Source organism: Planococcus salinus (assembly GCF_003719725.1).
Lineage (GTDB): Bacteria > Bacillota > Bacilli > Bacillales_A > Planococcaceae > Planococcus > Planococcus salinus.
Genome location: NZ_RIAX01000003.1, coordinates 12,437 through 33,665, shown reverse-complemented (window position 1 = coordinate 33,665; position 21,229 = coordinate 12,437). Strand labels below are relative to the sequence as shown.

The following is a 21,229-nucleotide window of genomic DNA, read 5'->3' as shown; positions in this document are numbered from 1 at the left end:
GTCTCCAAAAAGACGCTTCTTTTTATAGAAAAAAGCCGATCTCACCTGAGTTTGGATGTTTTTTACAATAATAAAATTCACTGAAAATATTCCTCCTAGTGTAAAGATTTTGTATATTCTATAGATGGCAAGGGAGGATTTTGGTAAAGTAAAGAGGCAAGCGTGTAACTATTCTGGAGGAGGAAAGAACTATGACAAATCCCTTGAAGAACAAAAAATTCATCGCCTCTGCAGTCACGGCTACGGCCATTGCTGCAGCAGTTTCACCGGCCTCAGCCGATTTCGTCTTTACGGATGTAACCGAGAAATACGAGGAAGCCGTCCAATTCCTGCTTGAAAACGGCATTACCAATGGTGTGTCAGACACGCAATACGGCACCCACCAAAGCATCAAACGCCAGGACGCGGCGATTATGATTGCCCGTACATTGGGTTTTGATCCGGATGGCGAATACGAGGATTCCGGCTTTACGGATGTTCCGTCACATGCGAAGTGGGCAGTTGACGCATTGAAGGAATCCGGGGTCATCGACGGAGTGTCTGCTACACAATTCGACTCAAACAGCTATTTGACACGTAACCAAACCGCGAAAGTCCTGGCCAATGCTGCAGGACTGGTGGTCGATGAAACTGTCACCACCACGAAATATTCAGACGTCAACGCCGCCTTTGCACCGTATGTGGATGCTTTGATCGACAGCGGAATCACGCAGGGCAAAACAGAGACTTCTTTTGGAGCATACCAAAATACAACCCGCGGGGAAATGGCTTTGTTCATCGAACGCGCGAAAGATTATTTCTTTGCGGAAGTGTCTTTTGAAATGTCCATCATGCATGCCAACGATACCCATGCGCGTGTAGAGAATCTGCCGAAACAAGTGACGGCAATTAATGATTTCCGCACTGAAAACCCTGATTCGCTGCTGCTGCATGCCGGAGATGTGTTCTCTGGGACACTGTACTTCAACGAATTCGAAGGAGAAGCGGACATCAAACTCATGAATCTGATGAATTTCGATGCGATGACTTTCGGCAACCATGAATTTGACCTTGGTTCTTCCCCGGAAGGGCATCAGGCGTTACGGGATTTCGTAACAGCTGCCAATTTCCCGTTTGTTTCGTCAAATGTGGATTTCTCGGCAGATGACTTGTTTGAAGGGTTGTTCCAGACTCAGATTTCTTCAGAACCGGAAGGCGGCAATATTTATACAGGCATCGTCAAAGAAGTGAACGGCGAGCAAGTCGGTATTTTTGGTTTGACGACAAAAGACACAGAAGATATTTCGAGCCCGGGCTTGATCACATTCTCGGATAACTACATCGCTGAAGCACAGCGGATGGTTGATGAGTTTGCGGCCATGGGCGTCGATAAAGTAGTGGCATTGACGCATATCGGATACAATGACAATCCGGCCGTTGACAATGACTTGGAACTGGCAGCCGGAGTTGAAGGCATCGATGTTATTGTCGGGGGCCATACACATACTTCTTTGGAAGAACCATACTTAGCAGGTGACAACAGTGCGCCGACAGTGATTGTTCAGGCTGGCGAATACGGCAACAGCCTGGGAACATTGGATGTAGGGTTTGACGAAAACGGTGTGGTCGTCAGCTACGACGGCGGATTGATTGAAATCGGTGAACAGGCAGAAGACCCGGAAGCTGTGGAAATTTTAGCGCCTTATAAAGAACAGGTCGAAGCGGTTCAACAAGCCGAAACAGGAGCGGTGGCATTGGCACCACTTGAAAATCCCCGTGCCGGTGATGATTTGACAGCACCAAGTGTCCGTAAAAACGAAACGCCTCTGGGCAACATCATCACGGACGGCATGCTCAACAAAGCAAGAGAATACAGCCCGGATGCCATCATGGCTTTCCAAAACGGCGGTGGAATCCGTGAAGCGATTGACGAAGGCCCGATCACAGTCGGAGAAGTCATCTCGGTCTTGCCGTTCGGCAATACCCTCGCCACAATGGAGTTGACAGGCGCAGAAATCAAAGAAGCATTTGAGATCAGTGTCGGCAACTATCCGAACGAAAACGGCGGTTTCCTTCATGTATCCGGAGGGCAGGTCCGTTTTGATTCTTCTCAGCCGGCAGGAGAACGCGTAGTATCGGTTTCATATGAAGAGGAAGACGGCACTTTCACTGAGTTGGAAGACGCTGAAACGTATACCATCGCAACGAATGCCTTCACTGCAAAAGGCGGCGACGGATATGACGTATTCGCGGATGCTTATGCGGAAGGCCGCGTGACAGACCTGGGTCTGTCTGATTGGGAAAACTTCCAGGAAGAATTGGTGCGCTTGGGTGAAATTACCCCAGAAACAGAAGGCCGCATTGTAAATATCAACGAAGAAACCGTGGTTGAAGGCGAATAAACTTCAAACCGCCGTAAAATAATTAACAGAAACAGGAACTGTGATTCAATTAGAATTGCAGTTCCTGTTTCTTTTTGCCTAGACAAGGAGGCTAAGTTAAATGGAAAATAAAGTGATTTAGGGCAAATTGTACATAGAATTCCGACAATATTTGGTTTAAAGTATGAAAAGAGAAACAAATATTAGGAGGAAATGAATTGTGAAAAAATGGATGTTGATGCTGTGTCTGATGCTGATTGCATCAGTACTTGTCCCTTTAAGCCACGCGAATGCAAGTTCAAATTTCAAAGATGTAGGCGATACACACCGGGCGAACGCAGAAATTACATATTTAGTGGACCGCGGCATTGCCAACGGAGTTTCCCGCACCCATTTCGTCCCATCAAAGCAAGTGACGCGCGCAGAAGCAGCCGCCATGCTGGGCAGAGCACTGGGAGTGAATGGTGACAGAAAAGCTACACGCTTTTCCGATGTAGGAGGCGGCAACATGGCTTCCGGTTATATCGAAGAGCTGGTCAAGAAAGGAATCATATCCGGTTATCCGGATGGCACGTTTGGTCCCAATAAAGTATTGAACCGTGGCGAAATGGCCATCTTGATCAATAGAGCATTCAATTTCGGCGGAACTTCGGTTTCTTCAGCCGCCAGAAATCTGATGGACAGAGGAATTGCCCAAGGTTATCCGGATGGCAGTTTTGGCGCAGATGCCAAAATTATCCGAGCGGACTTTTCCGTATTCATGGCACGAAGCATCAACCCTGATTTCCGCGTCAAAACAGACGGGATTTCCTTCAGCACCACCATGTACGTCAATACAGGATCCGATACATTGAACCTGCGGAAAGGACCCGGCACAACACACGCGTCCATCAGCAGTTTGAAAAATGGAACAGCAGTAGGAGTCGCTTCAACATCAGGCGGCTGGTCGCATATTAAAGTCAACGGCGTCATCGGCTATGTGAGCACGGCCTACCTTTCCGTATCCAAACCCGGGTCGGTTGCACCGAGCACTCCTCCGAAAGGGGCGAGCGATTTAACGGTGATTATCGATCCGGGTCACGGCGCCCATGACCCAGGCGGTGTCGGCAACGGCTTCCAGGAAAAGAACGTCGTATTGAACGTCGGACGCCATATGAAATCATATTTTGATAAAACACCGATTACAGCGAAAATGACACGCAACAGCGATGTCTTTGTGACATTGGGCGATCGCGCAAAATTTGCTTCCAGAAATGGCGGCGACATCTTTGTCAGCCTTCACACCAATGCCTTGAACGGTTCAGCTAACGGACAGGAAACATTCTACTATGCCAAAACGGCAGCTACCAATCCGAACGTGAAACAATCGCGGGCCTTGGCAATCTATTTGCAGGCACGCATGCAGGAAACATGGAATTTGAGAAACCGTGGCGTCAACCCATTCGGTTACGGAAACTTTGCGGTATTGCGTAATAATACAGTACCGGCAGCTCTTATCGAAATGGGCTTTATCGACAGCGCCACTGACATCCAATACATCAAATTGGAATCTCAACGCGAACGCATGGGGAAAGCACTTTTCCTTGCAACGCTCGATTATTTCTATCATTACGAAGGCCGCTCCGATGTGTTGCCGTACTATAACGACGTCAATGCATCTCCGAGCAGAAAACTTCATTAAAACTAAAGTCTCTGCCTGAAATCAGGCAGAGACTTTTTTATCTATCGAAAGCAACAGGAATGAAAGATAAAATTTGCTAATTTTGTATCTATTTTCAGGTTCAAAACTTATTTCCATGGGGTATCATGAAGTATATACATAGAAAAGAGGGGGATTCATGAAACGCTATGCAATGATACTGTTTTTATTCGCTTTACTAGTGGGGCCTTCGCAAATATACGCGGAAGAAACCCATACATATTTAGTGTATGCATCCGAAGAGCAGCTGGAAGAAATCAAAAAGCAATTCCAGGACGTGGCCACCCACTTTGAAGAACTGCCGTTGGTGGAAGTGGAATTGAACGACTCCGAAAAGCAAGCGTTGCAGCAGCAATTTTCTTCGGCGGAAGTTTATCCAAACCGGCAATACGAAACTGCGGCTGACGTGGTTTCCCCGTCATTTGGAATCATTAAAAGCACGCCGAAAGAAACCAGTCCTTATACAGGGAAAGGCGTCCGTGTGGCGGTGCTTGACACCGGAATTGATACGGATCATCCGGACCTGAAAATCAAAGGGGGCGTCTGCACGGCGGCAGTTTGTTCGCAGGGAGTTTCCTACGACGATAATTTCGGTCACGGGACGCATGTGGCAGGCATTCTGGCTGCACAGAAGAACAACAGCGGCATCATGGGCGTCGCCCCGGGCGTCGATTTATTCGCCATTAAGGCAATGAACGAAAAAGGGGCGGGTTCGACTGCTCAAATCACCAAAGGCGTGGAGTGGGCCATTCAGAATGACATCGACATTTTGAATTTGAGCATTTCCATTTCGGTCAATGACCGGCCGCTTGAGTTGATGCTGCAAAAAGCTTATGAGCAAGGAATGCTGATAGTGTCCGCGGCCGGCAACGAAGGGTCGCTGGTCGAAGGGAACAGCATCACCTATCCCGGAAAATTTTCTTCTGTTATAGCGGTTGGGGCAGTGAATGCGAATTTGACAAAAGAGCAGAATTCGTCCATTGGAGCCGAACTGGAAATGGTGGCACCCGGCACGCAGATTTACAGCACTTATCCAAAAGAACTGGACGAATGGGATGACCGCCAGGATGGCTACCGGAAAATGACCGGTACTTCGATGGCTGCTCCCCATGTGACAGGTGTGCTGGCACTTTATCAGGAGCAATACCCGGGGTTGTCCAATAAAAAGCTGAGAACCTATATTCAAAATACGGCAAAAGACCTCGGACTGCCCGGGCGTGACGAACAATTCGGTTACGGCCTGCTGCAATACCAGAAACAAATAACCACCATGCCGTATGTTCAAGCGGCCATCAACCAAGGGGGCATTCAGCTGCAGGTGAAAAACCAGCAACTGGCTTCCAACTGGTCTTTGTCAGAAGGGGATACGCTGATCCCTGAAACGGCACCAGGAGAATGGGAACTTTATAAAACAGCTGGCACGTATTCATTCAAATTTGCCTATACCGATCAGCAGGGCAAAAAAGTGACAGAAGTACTGAAGCTTGATGTTAAACAACCGGCGTTTCCGGATGTCACGATGAACGCCTGGTACGCCCCTCATATCAGTTATCTCTACAGCCACGATATGATGAAAGGCTACACTGACGGCACCTTTAAGCCACGCAAAGAAATCACACGTGCCGAAGCGCTGACATTGATCGGCCGCGCACAAGGCCTGAGCAGCAAACAACGCAATACCCGTTTTACCGATGTCAGTTTCAATAACTCAGCATCCGGTTATATCCAGTCAGCCTATGAAGCCGGGATTATTGATGGTTTCCCGGATGGTTCATTTAAACCATATCAATCCGTCACAAGAGCGGAAATGGCGATTTTGATACAGAATACGTATCGATTCGATTACGATGACACAAAACAAATGGCTTTCAAAGATGTCCATTCCAGAATGGCCAGCTACGAAGCCATCCAAGCATTGACGCAGCAAGACATTGCACGCGGTGTCAGTTCCGCCTATTTTGATCCCGTCAGCTACATGAACCGCTTTTCATTCAGTGTTTTTATGGCAAGAGCGGAAAACCAAAACCTATTTCAATAAAACATTGAACCAGAAAAATAAGCAAAATAATTAATAAAAACCCTCGATTATTACAACTAATCGAGGGTTTTTTGATGTTTTTTAGCAGTTTTTCGTAAAAAAACATGACTGATTATTCAGTCCAACTTTATTAACTTACCTATTTAGGCCTGTTTTAAACCTAAAAAAATACAATGTTACACAAATGTAATACAACCGTAACGTTATATTGCTATTTCATCTGATAGAATCTAAATCAGGTTAACAAAAGAAAGCACGCACGCCAAAAAAGCGGACGAGCTGGACTGCAACATAAATTTATGATTCGGTGTCTGATCAACATCAGGATCCAACAACTTATAGAGGTGACGAATTGAAAAAACGTATAATGCTAATGATGATCGCTGTACTGATGTTTACAGCTAGTCCACTAATGACAACTGAAGCCGATGCCAGTGCCGCAGCAACTCCAGATGCAATTGCTGATTACGCTATGAAATTCAAAGGAGTACCATATAAATTTGGAGGGACAACCCCTTCAGGATTCGATTGCTCAGGTTACATCCGATATGTATTCAACCATTTTGGAATTTCACTTCCAAGAACGTCTGCAGAACAATTTAATGTTGGAACTTCTGTTTCAAAAAACAACCTTCAAAAAGGCGACTTGGTCTTTTTCGCAAACACATATAAAAAAGGAATTTCACATACAGGAATTTATCTTGGAAACGGAAATGTTATCTCTGCAGAAAGCGGCGGAGTTGGAATTTCCAACATCAACACAAACCCTTACTGGGGACCTAAATACGCAGGCGCCAAACGCTTGAGCAGTGTTCAAGGAGCAACACCGGCAGCCGCTCCAAAACCGGTTTCTCTTCCGGCTGTGACGGATGGCAACTTTGTTGATGTACCGTCTTCGCATCCTGCTCATGAAGCGATCAAGAACTTGAACGTGGCAGGTGTCATCAACGGATTTGAAAGACAGGATTTCCGTCCGACTGAAAAAGTGACGCGCGGACAGGCAGCAGCCATGATCAACCGCGTACTTGGATTGTCAGCAAGCGCACCAGTACAATTCAGCGATGTGGCTTCCGGCCATTCTTTCGCAAAAGATATCGCAGCTATGAATGAAGCAGGAATCCTGCAAGGTTTCACAAACGGATCGTTCGGAATGTATGAAACACTTTCAAGAACACAATTAGCAGTGATTCTGGAAAGAGCATTCAAACTTTCTGAGTCAAAACAAATTCAAGCTCAAACGGCTTCTACCAGATATTTGGATGTGCCATCGTCTTACTGGGCACACGATGCAATCGTTTCATTAAAAGCGATTGACCAAACTTCTCTGTTCCAGGCTTCTAAATTCTACGGCGAGCATGACACATACCGTGACCAATTCGCTGCAGCACTTTACAGTGCTATGGAAGCAAAATAAGAAGAATGCAAATTGCCGATTTTATCATTCGATATAATATATAGTAGGAACTCGATAAGCATCCGCCGAAACGGCGGGTGCTTTTTTCTTTATCCTGCTCTTGTTAAGTAATAGAACGATTAAGCTGTTGTTAAAGTTCCATTCCCCTTGTTTCCTGTCATTAAACCTTTTTTTACGTTAAAATGATAATTAATGTAATAAATAAAATAAATTACATTTAAGGAGGAAAAAAATGAATAAATTAACCAAATTACTCATCGTTTTGATTGCAGCAACCGGCAGCTTGTTCGCGTTTGCTCCACAGAGTCACGCCAATGACGCCATGAAAGAAATGGCCGACCGGGGAATTATCAATGGTTACGCAGATGGGACCTACGGAGCGGGCGATCCGGTCACGCGGCAGCAGTTCGCGGCGTTCATCAGCCGGGCGCTGGATTTGCCGGAAGGCGATTTTCCTTTCACCGATGTCAGCACGAACAGTGCGCTTGGAGAAGAAGTGGGGAAAGTGTATGCAGCGGGAATCATGCAGGGTTTATCGGAACAGCGATTTGCACCTGATGCACAAATCACCCGTGAGCAAGTGGTCATGACGCTTGAAAAAGTGGTGGAATACAGCGGGATGGAGATTGAAGCCGAACGCATGGAATTCACCGATCAGGACCAAATGACGTCCCATGTATTGAAGGCGATTTTTAACATCGCTCAGTACGAAATTGTCGCTGGCTTTCCAGACGGCAGTTTTCAGCCTAAATTGAATGCCACGCGCGGCCATGCAGCGACATTTATCGCGCGTTTCCTGGAAGCGAAAGAAGCGGCGGACGATCGTTATGCAGTAGCTTCTGTTGAAAATGACAAACTGACGGTACAGCGTGAGAGGTATGAGACTTACGCAGCGGCTGCTGCCGTTTTTGAGAGCGATGCTTCTGCTGAAGCACTGGTAAAAGGCGGCGAAATTTTCCGCATCAAAAACGGAATCGTCTATGGAGATGCAACGCACACGACGGTCGTCAACGGAAAAACCGTTTCCGAAGTGACGACGGTTTATTCCGGGACGGAGTTTGCAAGGTCACAGCAGATGACGTATATCGAGCCTGGACGGGAAATGCTGTATCTTGATGCAACCGAAGACTATGTCAAAGTGCAGGTCGGCGGAACAATCGGTTACGTGAAGCAAAACGAAGTGGAACTGGTTCCGGAGTCGTTGGTGACAGGCGACGATTATTACGTGAAAAGCGTTTCAGGTGAGCTGTTTCATCGCCAATACAATCACGCCAGCAACAAGCCGGAAACCGCTTATCCCATCGGGCCGGCTCCTGCTGACATGAAAACAGGTGTCAAATACGACAGCTTGGACGGCGTACATTTTGAAGCGCAGGATGGCAGCAGTAAAATCACGCATTATCCGTATTTCCAGTATCAGTCGGTGCGCACAACAACAAATTACACGGGGGACGAGCTGGACCGTTATATCGTAGAACGTTTAAACGAACTGAACAATGCGGAACAAGCTCTGGCACAATCCAAATTGGTCGGTATGGGTGAATTCTTCATTGAGATGCAGGACAAGCACAATATTAATGCCTTGTTCCTGCTGGCGGCAGCGATGCACGAAAGTTCGTACGGCACAAGTTCGAAAGCGCAAAAACTCAATAATCTGTATGGCATCGAAGTTTATGACAACCAAACAGAAAAAGGCAAAGTTTATGCGACGCCGCAGGAAAGCATCGAAGACTTTGCGGACACTTACATGAACCGCAGCTATGCCGATACGCATTCCATCGGGTTCTATAAAGGAGCCGCTCCCGGCAATAAAACAACGGGCATCAATGTCATGTATGCGTCCGACCCGGCGTGGGGCTCCAAAGTGGCCGGGCATATGTACCGGGCCGATAAAGCGCTCGGACAAAAAGACATCAACGAGCACCAGCTGGGCCTCAGCAACACGCCGAGCACCAATGTACGTGCTATGGCGGGAACTGATCAAATTCTTCTGTATGAATTCGGTCGTACAGAAGTAGGCATCGACAATGCATTCGGTTATCCAGTCGTCATATTGGACGAACAAATCGGCTCAAACGGCGAATTGTGGTATCAGGTGATTTCCGATCTGAAAGCGGAAGACGATGACTACAATGGCATCGGCTGGATTCAAGCCAATTTGATCGACAAAATCAACAAAATCAAGTAAGGCATAAGTAACGGGTTGGAAAAAAAGATCGGCATCTGCCGGTCTTTTTTTTGCTTTTCATTCCCAATTCAAAAATTTTTTTAGAGAAGACGAAAAGGCTGGTGAGAGCAGAGTCTTAAGCGGAAAGCGAGCACAAAGGGAGTCATGAAAAATTCGAACACAATTCAGACAATATTGACATATGTTAGAAGTATGTTTAGAGTGGTTATAAAGTTTCCTTGTACCAAAGTCACGGTAACTGGGTCAAAAGAAACGAAGAATTTTTAATCGCAGACATGCAAAAATGTCTTAAGCCATCCACAGATTTTCTTCTCTTCGGCCTTAAAGCCGCCGTTAAAATTCCGTTCATATCTTTTCTTTATCGAATTCTCTCTGGTGGGATTTCCATTTTTTACTTTGACTTACATAATAACTTATTTCATTCAATGGCCGCTAGCAAATACAAGGAATGGAAGGCGATGGCTATGAACCAGTTACCTTATGGATGGAGAGGCCAGTTAGGGTTGATTTATATCGCTTCCGCCTGGTCGATGGAAGCCGAATATGCAGATATGGCGCCTCCTGGTGTTACCACTCATACCACACGCGTCGCTTTATCGGACGATCCCACGAATTTTTCTTTGAACGATGTCTGTACGGTCGGAGAAGATGCGGTCAAAGCAGCAAAATTGCTGGCGCAGGCTCCATTGGATGCTATTGCATTTGGCTGTACGAGCGGCAGTTTTACCAATGGCGTCGGCTATGACCAGCAGCTGATCCGCCAAATGGAAGCATTGGCAAACGGCATTCCGTGTACAACGACGATTACGGCAGTTTTAAAGGCGCTCCAGGCATTCAATATGCGGAAAATCGCCATCGCCACTCCGTATGAAGAGGCCATCAACAATCGTGCCGTCAATTTTTTCGAAGACAGCGGCTTTTCGGTTGAAAACATGTTGGGGCTTGGAATGGCCAATGATTACGATATTTCCCATCAAAGCATCGAAACCGTCTACCGATTGGCGAAACAAGCGGACACAAAAGACGCGGAAGCGGTGTTTATCGCCTGTACAGGATTGACGACGGTGCGCGTGCTCGAGGTATTGGAAGCGGATCTGGGAAAACCGGTCATATCGGCCAACCAGGCAACGTTTTGGCACAGCCTGCAGTTGGCTGGGATCAAAGCGGATATCCGGGGATTCGGAAGTTTGTTTCAACTGTAAAGCTTTCATAAAAGGATGAAGGAAAGACAGGAGCGATGAGTAAGAAACTGTTTCTAAACAAACCAGGTGGTGAGGAAAGTATGAATGTATTCGATCGAATTGACAGAGTCTGGTCCAAAATTGAAATGACTGTCTTAAGCGTAACAACGATTTTAATGAGTCTCATGCTGGTGGGGAATGCAGTCAGCCGCTATTTCTTCAGCAGGAGCTGGGGATTTTCGGAAGAAATCGGGCAATTGGCGATTGTGGTTCTCACTTTTATGGGAATCGGCTATGCCGCGCGGAAAGGGATGCACATCGAGATGTCCGGATTTTTTGATTTATTGCCTAAAAAGTTCCAGCGGATCCTTCGGCTGTTTATCGACATCGTGTCAGCGGCCGTGATGATTTTCGTTTCCTATCTTGCGTTCCAGTATGTGGCCCATTTACAGGAAATCGGACAGGTGACGACAATTCTCCGAATGCCGGTTTATTTGGTCATGGCCGTTGTGCCGCTCGGATTTTTTATCGCTTTCCTCCGGTATTTGACTGACTTTATCGTCAACATCACCGGTTTCAGAGGAAAAACAGAGAGTTGACCGACCAGAAATAGAGAGGGGGAAAAAACATGACGTTATGGGCGATAATGGCCATATTATTCATTATGTTGTTCCTGAATTTCCCGATTATGATTGTGTTGATTGCGACGGGACTTATCATGATGATGACAATGGCACCCCATCTTGATTATATCGTTTTTGTGCAGCAGATGATCAGCAGCGTCGAAGCATATGTCCTGCTCGCGATTCCGATGTTCATCTTTGCCGCCGACATTATTGTCCGTGGCCAGACAGCCAACCGGCTGCTGGATTTTGTCAGAGACATCATCGGCCATATTCGGGGCGGTACGGGAATTGTGACGGCTGCCACCAGTACATTGTTCGGGTCGGTTTCGGGCTCGTCCCAGGCGACCATTGCGGCAATCGGACCGCCGATGCGCAACCGCGCACTGCAATATGGCTACAAAGATTCCCATATCATGGGACTGATCGTAAACTCAGCAGGCATCGCCATTTTGATTCCGCCGAGTATTGTGATGATCTATTACGGGATGCTGACGGGCACATCAGTAGGCGATTTGTTTATCGCAGGGGTAATTCCGGGGATATTCATCTTTCTTGGTTTTGCGCTCTATGAATACATCATTGCCATACGCCGGAAAATTCCGGTCGAGCCAAAAACAACTTGGTCCCAGCGGTTCAAATCACTCCGTGGAGCGATTCTGACATTCGGTTTTCCAATCATCATCTTGGGCGGCATCTACTCGGGCGTGTTCAGTCCGACGGAAGCAGCCGCATTCTCGGTTCTTTACGCGTTCATTTTGGAAGTGATCGTTTTCCGGGAAGTGAAAGTGAGGGATCTTTTCCCGATCGCCGCTTCCACAGGCGTTGTCACCAGTATTGTTTTTATCTTATTGGCTGCAGGCGGGGCATTTTCATGGATTATTTCGTATCTGCGGATTCCGCAGGCATTGACCGAAACCGTTCTTGGAAATGATCCGACACAGCTTCAAGTATTGATTATCATGTCTTTGTTTTTCCTGGTTTCCTGTATGTTTGTCGACTCACTCGTGGCAATTGCGGTATTGACGCCGATCTTTTTCCCGCTGGCTTCCCAGATGGGCATCGACCCGGTCGTCATCGGTATCCTGGTCACGATGCAAGCGACACTCGGAACGGTTACACCGCCTTTTGGCGTTAATATTTTCACGGCTTGTGCGGTATTCAACAAACCCTACATGGAAGTGGTCAAAGGGGTTTTCCCGTACATCATCATCTTTATGATCGTCAATGTCATTTTGATTCTGTACCCGGACATCATTATCGCTTACCGTTATATTTTTTAGCGGCTGAAGCGCTGTCCGGAAATGGCAAACAGGGAGGAGTGGTCTTATCCATTAATTGACTTCGCACCAAACGAATTCAGTTAACACCAATACAATAAGGGGGAATTTTATGTTTACGAAAAAAAAGATGAGTCTTTTTCTGGTTTTATTTCTAGCGTCCATGGTTTTAATGGCTTGCGGCGGAGGGTCTGAGGAAGGCAGTGGAGACGGCGGAGAGAGCGCTTCTTCAGGAGACGAAAATATTAATATCCGCTTTGCACATGAAGAAGGGCAAGGCGACGTGCAGGATCTGTATGTCAATGAATTCAAGAACCGTGTAGAAGAACAGACGGATGGCCGGATCACAGTGGATGTGTATACGGCAGGAACGCTTGGTGGAAACAGCGATATGTTCACGCAGCTGCAGACAGGTGCCATCGACTTCGCTATTTCGTCTCCAGGGTTCACAGGGACGATCATTCCACAAACACAGATTATGGCAGTTCCATTCCTTTTTTCCGATAACATGGAAGTGAACAAGAAAGTATTGGATGAAAGTGAAGCGCTGTACGGCACGCTGGCTGAAAAATATGAGGAAAAAGGTTTGAAGCCGTTCAAATTCTGGCTGGAAGGATTCATGTACTGGACGGCCAATAAGCCGATTACTGAACCGGAAGACATGAAAGGCATGAAAATGCGCGGAATGCCGACCGACTTGATCATGGAATCTTACCGCCAAATGGGTGCGGATCCACAAGGGACCGACTCGGGTGAAATTTATACCATGCTTCAGACCGGCGGGATCGATGGCCAGGAAAACCCATTGTTCTATATTTACAGCAGTAATTTCTATGAAGTGCAGGATTACTTGATGGATTCGAAACACCATATTTACACAACGGTCACTGTGGCCAATTCCGACTGGTTCTCCACATTAGCTGAAGAAGACCAAACGCTCATCGAAGATACGATCCAGGAAGTGAATGACTGGTCGTTTACAATGCAGCAGGAAGAACAGGAAAAAGCTATGGCAGAAATTGAGAAATCCGATATTGAAATCATCGAACTGACAACGGAACAACGGGACGCTTTCAAGGAACTTTCTGCTCCTGTCCGTGACGCCTATGTTGAAAGTGGCGGCGAAGGGGCACAGGAAATTCTCGAGACGATCGAAGCAGACATCGAAGCTGCTGAAGAAGAGTTGAACTAAACAGTTCATTTGACGCCAGGCATTTGCTATATACTTTGCAGACAACATTTCATCAGGCAAAGTTGAGCGCGTGCCAGGCACATGCACAATTTAAAGGCCGGCAAATGCCGGCCTTTTTGTGTGGGCGAAAGCACGGAGGCAGGCAATAACTTGCGGTAAAAAGGAGGTATATCGTACTGCTGTAAGTGTTATTTTATAAAAATCCTGTATTTTTATCAGCCATATGGTCTCTTTCTGAAAATTTCATTTAAAACTCCTTCTTTTTGACAGATAAATGTTATAAACTAACAAAAGATGGATTTATTTTTATAAAAATACAACTTAGGAGGACAAAATGCAATTATTCGCTAAGCTACTCGCTTCTTTATTACTGGTAACAAGCATTTTTGGTTTTGCTTCGGCGAGTCATGCCAATGATATCGCGCCCGGGAGTGCACTGGAAAAAGAAATGAAGGAAATGATCGACCGCGGAATTTTGACAGGTTATACAGACGGTACATACCGCCCGCAGGAAAATGTGACCCGTGAACAGTTTGCGGCGTTCATCAGCCGTGCGCTCAATTTGCCGGCAGGAAGTCACGCCTTCAAGGATGTTAATCCCAACACGAAACTTGGCAGAGAAGTGGGGAAAGTCTATGCGGCAGGAATCATGGACGGTTTGTCACGTGACCGTTTCGCTCCAAATGCCTTGATCACACGCGAACAAGTGGCGATGACCATAGAAAATATGCTGGAGTACAGCAGAATGGACCTCCAAAAGAAAGAAATGAATTTTACGGATGCCGATGACATGTCATCGATTGTTTTGAGTGCTCTCTACAACATTGCCAATTACCAGATCGTCAATGGCTATCCCGACAATTCATTCAAACCGAAAGCGAATGCCACGCGCGAGCAGGCTGCTGCATTTATCTACCGTTTCCTGATGGCGAAGGAAGGCACAACTGCTCCAGCGCCGGAAACACCGGAAGAACCGGAAGAGCCGCAAAAGCCGACTCCGAAACCGGATCCAGTAGCCAATAGTTCCAAATACTACCTCGGCTACGTGGAAAATGGCAGATTGGTCAGACAGCAGTACGGCCATGACGAATACCTGTCGGCCGCTGAATCATTTAAAAGCACGCCTTCTGCACAAGCCATTTACAAAGGTGATGAGGTTATCCGCATCAAGAGCGGTCTGGCCTATGGCGACCGCGTATTGAACGGCGTCAAGCAAGTGACGACCATCTATTACGATACAGAATTCAAGAAGCAGGCGACGTATGTGGAACACGGCCGTGAACTTCGCTATATCGATGCCAATGACCGTTTCGTCAAAGTGCAGGCGGGCGGCACGATTGGCTACGTCAAACAAAGCGAAGTGGATTTCGTTCCGTATGAACTGATTAATAACCGTGATTATTACATGGTCAACCAATGGGGCACGCTGTACCATTACCAATATAATTACGTCAATAAAACATTGGCCAGCCATTCCATAGGGCCGGCTCCAGCGGAAATGACGCCAAACGAAAAGTATTACAGCCACGACGGCGCCCATTTCAACAATGCGGCAGGCCATTTGCAAGTGGTGCATTATCCGTATTTCCAATATCAATCCGTCCGCACAAAAACCAGTTACACGGCAGCTGAACTGGACCGCTTTGTGATGGACCGCCTGAAGTCGCTCAACAGTTCTTCCGGGACTTACCGGGATGCGGTCAACCGTTCCAAGCTGATCGGAAAAGGGAAATACTTTATCGAAATGCAGGAAAAATACAATGTCAACGCCTTATTCATGCTGGCAGCCGCCATGCACGAAAGTGCCTATGGCATGAGTGCCAATGCACAAAACAAAAACAATTTGTTCGGCATCCGCGTTTTCGACGGTTCGCCGCATGAAGGCACAGTTTACACAAAACCCGAAAACAGCATCGACGCGTTTGCGCGCGAATACATGAACCGTAATTACGCCAACCCGACAGGTGCTTATGCGAACGGCGCAGCGCCGGGCAATAAAACCACAGGCTTCAACGTCAGTTACGCATCCGATCCAACGTGGGGCTCGAAAGTGGGCGGCCATATGTTCCGCGCCGACCTGGCACTGGGCCAGAAAGACATCGGAAAATACAAGCTGGGCATCACGAACACAGCGAACACCAATGTCCGCAATGCGCCCCAGGGAGATTTGCTCTACACATTCAAACGCGATAACCTTGGTGTCAGCAGCGCATTCGGTTACCCCGTCGTCATCGTCGGAGAGCAGAAATCTTCTGATGGTGCCGTCTGGTACAAAGTCCTGACCGACTTGAACCCGCAGGATGACAAAAACAACGGCTTCGGCTGGATCCATTCCGATTTGGTCGACCGGATCAATTAAGAGAATAGAAGAAGCGTTCCGCCGTGGCGGAACGCTTTTTTCGTGGAAGATGTGGTTTGGACAGGGGAAGTGAATTCCGACCAGTGGCGCATAAATTCCGACGAATCCGTGTTGAGTTCCGACCGATCGCCGTTGAGTTCCGACGAATCATACACGAATTCCGACGCAGCCGCTTTGATGTACTTGATCTTCGTCTTTTGTCGCCATTCGCCTTGGCGAATGGCTGGCCTCTTCAGGTTTACGGGGGAAGGGTGAATTCCGACGAATCCGTGTTGAGTTCCGACCGATCGCCGTTGAGTTCCGACGAATCACAAGCGAGTTCCGACCGATCGCCGTTGAGTTCCGACGAATCACACGCGAGTTCCGACGTCGAGCGCAAATACAGCAAGCAGACATACAAAAAAGCCAACCGCAAAAGCGGCTGGCTTTCTTCAGCAACAAATCATTTCTTCCCGCGCTTCAACAATCCGAGGAAACGCTTGAAACCTTCCGGATGCACAAAGCGCAGCATCACCGCATAAACAAAGACACCGATTGGCACGAGCACAGCCAGCTGCACAAGTGAATACCATTCATTCGCACCCAAACCAATTTTTGCGAGCGCCACGACCAGCCCCATGACGGCAGCCGGCAGGATGACGCGAATGGCCATCGACGCGAAGCGCTTGAATTGATCCATGCCCAGGTCACTGTAGACGACGATCATCGAAATCGTGAAATAGTAAATCGACACGACCGACGCGGCGAACGCCAAGGCGACGTAGCCGAAACGGTCGACGAGCAGCCAGTTCAACACCAGGTTGACCAGAATCGTCGTCACCGAAATCTTGAACACGACGGCCGTTTTGCCGCGTGCGTACATCGACTTCGACAAAATCAGTTGCATGCCCTGGAAAATGATGATCGGCAAGTAAAACAATAATGCAATGTGTGTGTTGGCCGTGTCAGCTTCCGTAAACGCCCCGCGCTCATAGATGAACGCAATAGCCGCGTCACCGACGACGAGCAAGCCGACCGCAATCGGCACGAGCGTCACAAACGAAATCTCCATGCCACGGAACACCGTATCTTTGAACTTCGCGAAATCATTCGTCTGTTCGCTCATCAATGTGAAGATGATGGCCGCCAACGTCGCCGCATAAATGGCGTTCGGGATACTGACGATCAGCTGCGAGTAGTTCAAATACGTGACCGCGCCTTCAAATCCCGTACCGGAAGCAAAGGCTTTATTGACGAATAAATTCACTTGCCCCACCACAGAATTCAGCAGGGAAGGGACGATCAAAACCAAAAACGCTTTGCGGAAATCCGATTCCATCTGCAGTGTCGGCTTCCACGAATAATCCGATTTGATCAAGTAAAACACCTGGATGGCCGCACCGACGATGGTTCCGAACACAAAGCCATACGCAACGGAATAGATGCCCCATACATCACTGAACAGCAGGGCGAAAACAGCGGCCATCAAGGTAGCCAGCAGTTTCGACACCAATGTCGGAACGAAAATACGGCGTGACTGTAAATACGATTCCAGCAGGCCGGCGAGCGCGATGAACACCATAAAGATGAAAAACACTTCAGTCATTTCCACCGCTATGGCTTCCGCTCCAGGCGTCATGCTGCGGTAAACGAACGGCACGAGCCATTCGGCGGAAAACCAGCCGGCGACCGACACGCCGATGAAAATGATCATCGTCCAGTTCAGCAAGGCATTGGCGTTATTTTCGGTTGCGCCTGTACCGTCCTGCCTTCGTTTAATATACATCGGCAGGAAAACATTATTGAATCCGGTCGCAATCATCGCCACGACCAGCGTGATGAACGAAAACGCCAGAAAGTAGCCATCTGTCGCATCAGACGCTCCGAACTCCCTCGCCACGATCGATTCGCGCAGAAAGCCGGACAATTTCAACAGCAGCGCAAGCCCTGTCGTCCAGATCGCCGCTTTTTTAAGACTCGACATCAATTTCCCTTCTTTCCGGGTGCCTGGCACGCACACAATTCAAATAGGCGAAAGGAACGGTCTCCTCTCGCCCGAAACTCATTTTTTCAATGCTTGTTTGTAAATGGCTTCGTATTTCTCGGCTGCCGCAAAATGCGAGTACTCCGCGACGATTTTCTCGCGGGCGGCCTTTGCCAGTCTTTGGCCGAATTCCGGTTCATCCAGCAAGTGGATCATCGCATTCGTCAAATCTTCGACATTCTGTTCTTCGACGAGCAAGCCGTCTTTTTCATGATCGACGATTTCCTTCAGGCCGCCAACAGCGCAGGCAATCAACGGAATACCCGAGCCCATCGCTTCCAGCGCGGAAATCGACGTCGCTTCTTCGACACCCGACGAGTAAATGGAAGGGACGAGCGCCACATCACTCAGCGCGTAATATTGAATCATGTCTTTGTGATCAACAGCGCCGAGCATCGTCACACGATCCGCGATGCCCAATTCTTTCGCTTTCGCTTTCATCGTATCCATCATTTCACCGGTACCCGCGAACACCAACCGGGCATTCGGGTATTTCTCCAGCACAGGAGGAAACGACAAAATCGGATAAATCACACCGTTTTTCTTCGTCAACCTGCGGGGAATGAAGAAAATCAATTCATCCTGCGAGAACTTGTATTTGTCGCGGAATTCCGCGCGGCGCTCCACTTCCGGCTTAAAGTCTTCGACGTTGATGAAGTTTTTGATCATCGTCGCTTCGACGCCTGTTTCACGCTTGATGTATTCTTTGATGCGCGTATCCACCGTGATGACGGCACGCGTTTTCTTGTACATGCTGAACTCGACGTCCAGCAATCTTTGTTTGTGTTTGCTGTCTTCGCCGACAGATCCTTTCGAAATGCCTTCGTACGTCAAATAACCGTGCGTCGTCGTAACCGTCGGCAAGCCGACATTGATCGAAGCGCGCGTCGCAAAAACATCCTGTCCGTTGACGAGGTCGAACGACTGGTACTTCTCATCTTTCAGCATATCTTCCAAAAATCCCTGGCGGCGGTTCAACGTCCAGACATAACCGGCACCCAAAGAGGCTTTGTTCAATAAAAACGACGGAGCACGCGCAATCCAGTCACGACGCCATTTAGCGACATCAGTAAATGACAACGTCTCGACCGTGTGCCCCAGTTTTTCAAGACCCGTCTTCAGCGTCGTCATATGCGTCGACAAGCCGCCCAAATGCGGATAATCATAAGTCGTAGCCAATAAAATTTTCATCATTCAGTTCCTTCCTTATCTATTGAAGAAATCGCTTCAGGCGGACGCTTTCCGCGGGCACGGCTTCAGCCTCCTCGTCACTGAAAAGAACGGTGCTCCTGCATCGCTGCGCTAGCTTCGTCGCAAACGAGTTGGGCAAATTGCTTTTGCCCAACTCGCTTCCTGCGGGGTCTTCAGCTCGCGTCGCTCCGTCGCTTTGCTCCGTCACTGCTCCGGCTGGAGTCGCCGCCTTACGCTTTTTCTTTTGGTTTCACATCGATGCTTACAAATGAAAGCACTAGCTATTACATAGAACTTCAGATTTTCACCAAACTTTGTAAGAAACGTCTAGCTCATTTAAAGATGTGGAGCAAAACAGCGGAGACTCCAGCGGGATAGCGAAGTGCCGAAATCCACTCGGGCGACAGCACGAGTTAGTTCGGCGCAAGCCCGCGGCAGCTGGCAACGCGACGTCCTGTCGCGCCAGCTCCATGACCCACATCCTGTGGGCCCGAAAGCGCAGCTGTTTTGCGGAATATCGATACGCAAAGATATTTAATTCAACTTTACCGTTTCACAAACTTCTCTTCCAGCAACTCAATATTCCGCATCGCCTCTGCGTGCAGTTTCGCGACGTTCGGCTCGATGATGGCTTGTGCCTGTTGTTTGTTGTCCAATAGATATAACGCATTTTCTAGCAGGCGGGTTTCATCGATTTCGCCGAGGCGGAACGAGTACTCCCACATGCCGGAGCGTTTCAGGAAGCTTTCGACTTTTTTGTCGTAGCTGAACCCGAGGTGGGGGACATTCGACAATGCCGAGAAAATCAGCGCATGCAGGCGCAGCCCGACGGTCAACTCCGCATGGCGAATGAAATTCAAAAATTCATTCGGCGTGAAGTCCGAACCGAGCAGATGCGTTTTGTCCGCATGCTTCATTTTCGACATGACATCCTGTGAAGCGGGCACGTCGTATTTGCCTTCCATCGGCACAAACACCGGCGTCACGCCGCGCTGTTCGATCAAGTCATCGAGCAGGCGTGCGGTTTTTTCGATATAGTCAGGATTGTCGAACCACGGACGCACCGTGACGGCGACGATCTTTTCATCACCGGTCAGCGGCAGCGAGTTATAGGCACGGTCTTCTTCGTCCGCTTTGAACGCGAAGACGATGTCGGCCGTAACGACCGACTCCGGCCGTGTAACGCCTAATTTCTGTAAGTAATCTTTTGAATACTGGTCACGCACTGTGATAAAATCAGCTCGATTGGCGAGCACTTTCATCAGGAACTTGCCCCATTTGGATGTGACCGGGCCGATTCCCTGTGAAAAGAACATGACTTTTGTTCCGCACAGTTTCGCCAGCAGCACGATCAGCAAGTAATAAGGCAACGGACCAAACAGGAATTTCGTCGGATATGTATCCTGCAGCAAACCGCCGCCTCCGGAAATCAGCAGGTCAGCGCTGCGCAATGCTTTGACTTTTTCTTTATTTTCACGGCGCCAGGCGCGGTAGATCGATTTGACATTGTATTCTTTCGCCGTCTGTTCCGGTGAAAGCGAAAAGACGGTGAGGTCGGGATTGTTCAATTCCGCACGCAAATTATCAACAATGGCTTTCAGGATGGCTTCGTCACCCGTGTTGCCCAATCCATAGAAGCCGGATAGTACAATTTTCACTCTTTTTCCTCCTCAAACTAAGG

The 21,229-nt window shown here is 48.1% G+C and carries 13 protein-coding genes; 10 read left to right on the top strand and 3 right to left on the bottom strand.

What is annotated here, in order from left to right; genetic code table 11:
* The first annotated feature begins 191 nt into the window (after nt 1-191).
* The 10 genes from EEX84_RS04935 (at nt 192) to EEX84_RS04890 (ending at nt 16,334) form a co-directional block, all read left to right on the top strand.
* Nucleotides 192-2,381, top strand: coding sequence for a 5'-nucleotidase C-terminal domain-containing protein (locus EEX84_RS04935; protein WP_192892921.1), 2,190 nt, complete (start codon nt 192-194; stop codon nt 2,379-2,381).
* 199 nt (nt 2,382-2,580) lie between these two features.
* Nucleotides 2,581-4,041, top strand: a complete 1,461-nt coding sequence (locus EEX84_RS04930; RefSeq protein ID WP_240033918.1) for an N-acetylmuramoyl-L-alanine amidase — start codon at nt 2,581-2,583, stop codon at nt 4,039-4,041.
* 157 nt (nt 4,042-4,198) lie between these two features.
* Nucleotides 4,199-6,097: a S8 family peptidase gene (locus EEX84_RS04925; protein ID WP_123164495.1), complete on the top strand. Its 1,899-nt coding sequence runs from the start codon at nt 4,199-4,201 to the stop codon at nt 6,095-6,097.
* Between the two features lie 352 nt (nt 6,098-6,449).
* On the top strand, nt 6,450-7,511 hold the full coding sequence (locus EEX84_RS04920) for a C40 family peptidase (RefSeq protein ID WP_240033917.1): 1,062 nt from the start codon (nt 6,450-6,452) through the stop codon (nt 7,509-7,511).
* A 232-nt stretch (nt 7,512-7,743) separates the two neighbouring features.
* Nucleotides 7,744-9,699 carry an S-layer homology domain-containing protein gene (locus EEX84_RS04915; protein WP_123164494.1) on the top strand — a complete coding sequence of 652 codons (1,956 nt, stop codon included), beginning with the start codon at nt 7,744-7,746 and terminating at the stop codon, nt 9,697-9,699.
* A 464-nt stretch (nt 9,700-10,163) separates the two neighbouring features.
* Complete coding sequence (locus EEX84_RS04910; RefSeq protein WP_123164826.1) at nt 10,164-10,901, top strand: maleate cis-trans isomerase family protein; 738 nt, start codon at nt 10,164-10,166, stop codon at nt 10,899-10,901.
* An 80-nt stretch (nt 10,902-10,981) separates the two neighbouring features.
* Nucleotides 10,982-11,479 (top strand): TRAP transporter small permease, encoded by a 498-nt coding sequence (locus tag EEX84_RS04905; RefSeq protein ID WP_158599068.1) that lies wholly within the window; start codon nt 10,982-10,984, stop codon nt 11,477-11,479.
* A gap of 29 nt (nt 11,480-11,508) precedes the next feature.
* Nucleotides 11,509-12,786: a TRAP transporter large permease gene (locus tag EEX84_RS04900; protein ID WP_123164492.1), complete on the top strand. Its 1,278-nt coding sequence runs from the start codon at nt 11,509-11,511 to the stop codon at nt 12,784-12,786.
* A 109-nt stretch (nt 12,787-12,895) separates the two neighbouring features.
* Nucleotides 12,896-13,975 (top strand): TRAP transporter substrate-binding protein, encoded by a 1,080-nt coding sequence (locus EEX84_RS04895; protein WP_123164491.1) that lies wholly within the window; start codon nt 12,896-12,898, stop codon nt 13,973-13,975.
* Between the two features lie 334 nt (nt 13,976-14,309).
* Entirely contained in the window at nt 14,310-16,334 is a 2,025-nt protein-coding gene (locus EEX84_RS04890; RefSeq protein WP_123164490.1) for an S-layer homology domain-containing protein, read from the top strand.
* 442 nt (nt 16,335-16,776) lie between these two features.
* Here the strand turns inward: EEX84_RS04890 and murJ are convergent, their stop codons facing one another.
* The 3 genes from murJ to csaB all read right to left on the bottom strand — a co-directional run bounded on the left by murJ (nt 16,777) and on the right by csaB (nt 21,206).
* Nucleotides 16,777-18,297, bottom strand: a complete 1,521-nt coding sequence (murJ, locus tag EEX84_RS04880) for a murein biosynthesis integral membrane protein MurJ (protein WP_123164488.1) — start codon at nt 18,295-18,297, stop codon at nt 16,777-16,779.
* A gap of 78 nt (nt 18,298-18,375) precedes the next feature.
* The gene (locus EEX84_RS04875) at nt 18,376-19,551 is read right to left on the bottom strand and encodes a glycosyltransferase family 4 protein (RefSeq protein WP_338048367.1); all 1,176 of its coding nucleotides are present in this window, start codon (nt 19,549-19,551) and stop codon (nt 18,376-18,378) included.
* Between the two features lie 542 nt (nt 19,552-20,093).
* A complete protein-coding gene (csaB, locus tag EEX84_RS04870) occupies nt 20,094-21,206 on the bottom strand; it encodes a polysaccharide pyruvyl transferase CsaB (protein WP_123164487.1) in 1,113 nt (370 codons plus the stop codon).
* Between the last annotated feature and the right edge of the window lie 23 nt (nt 21,207-21,229).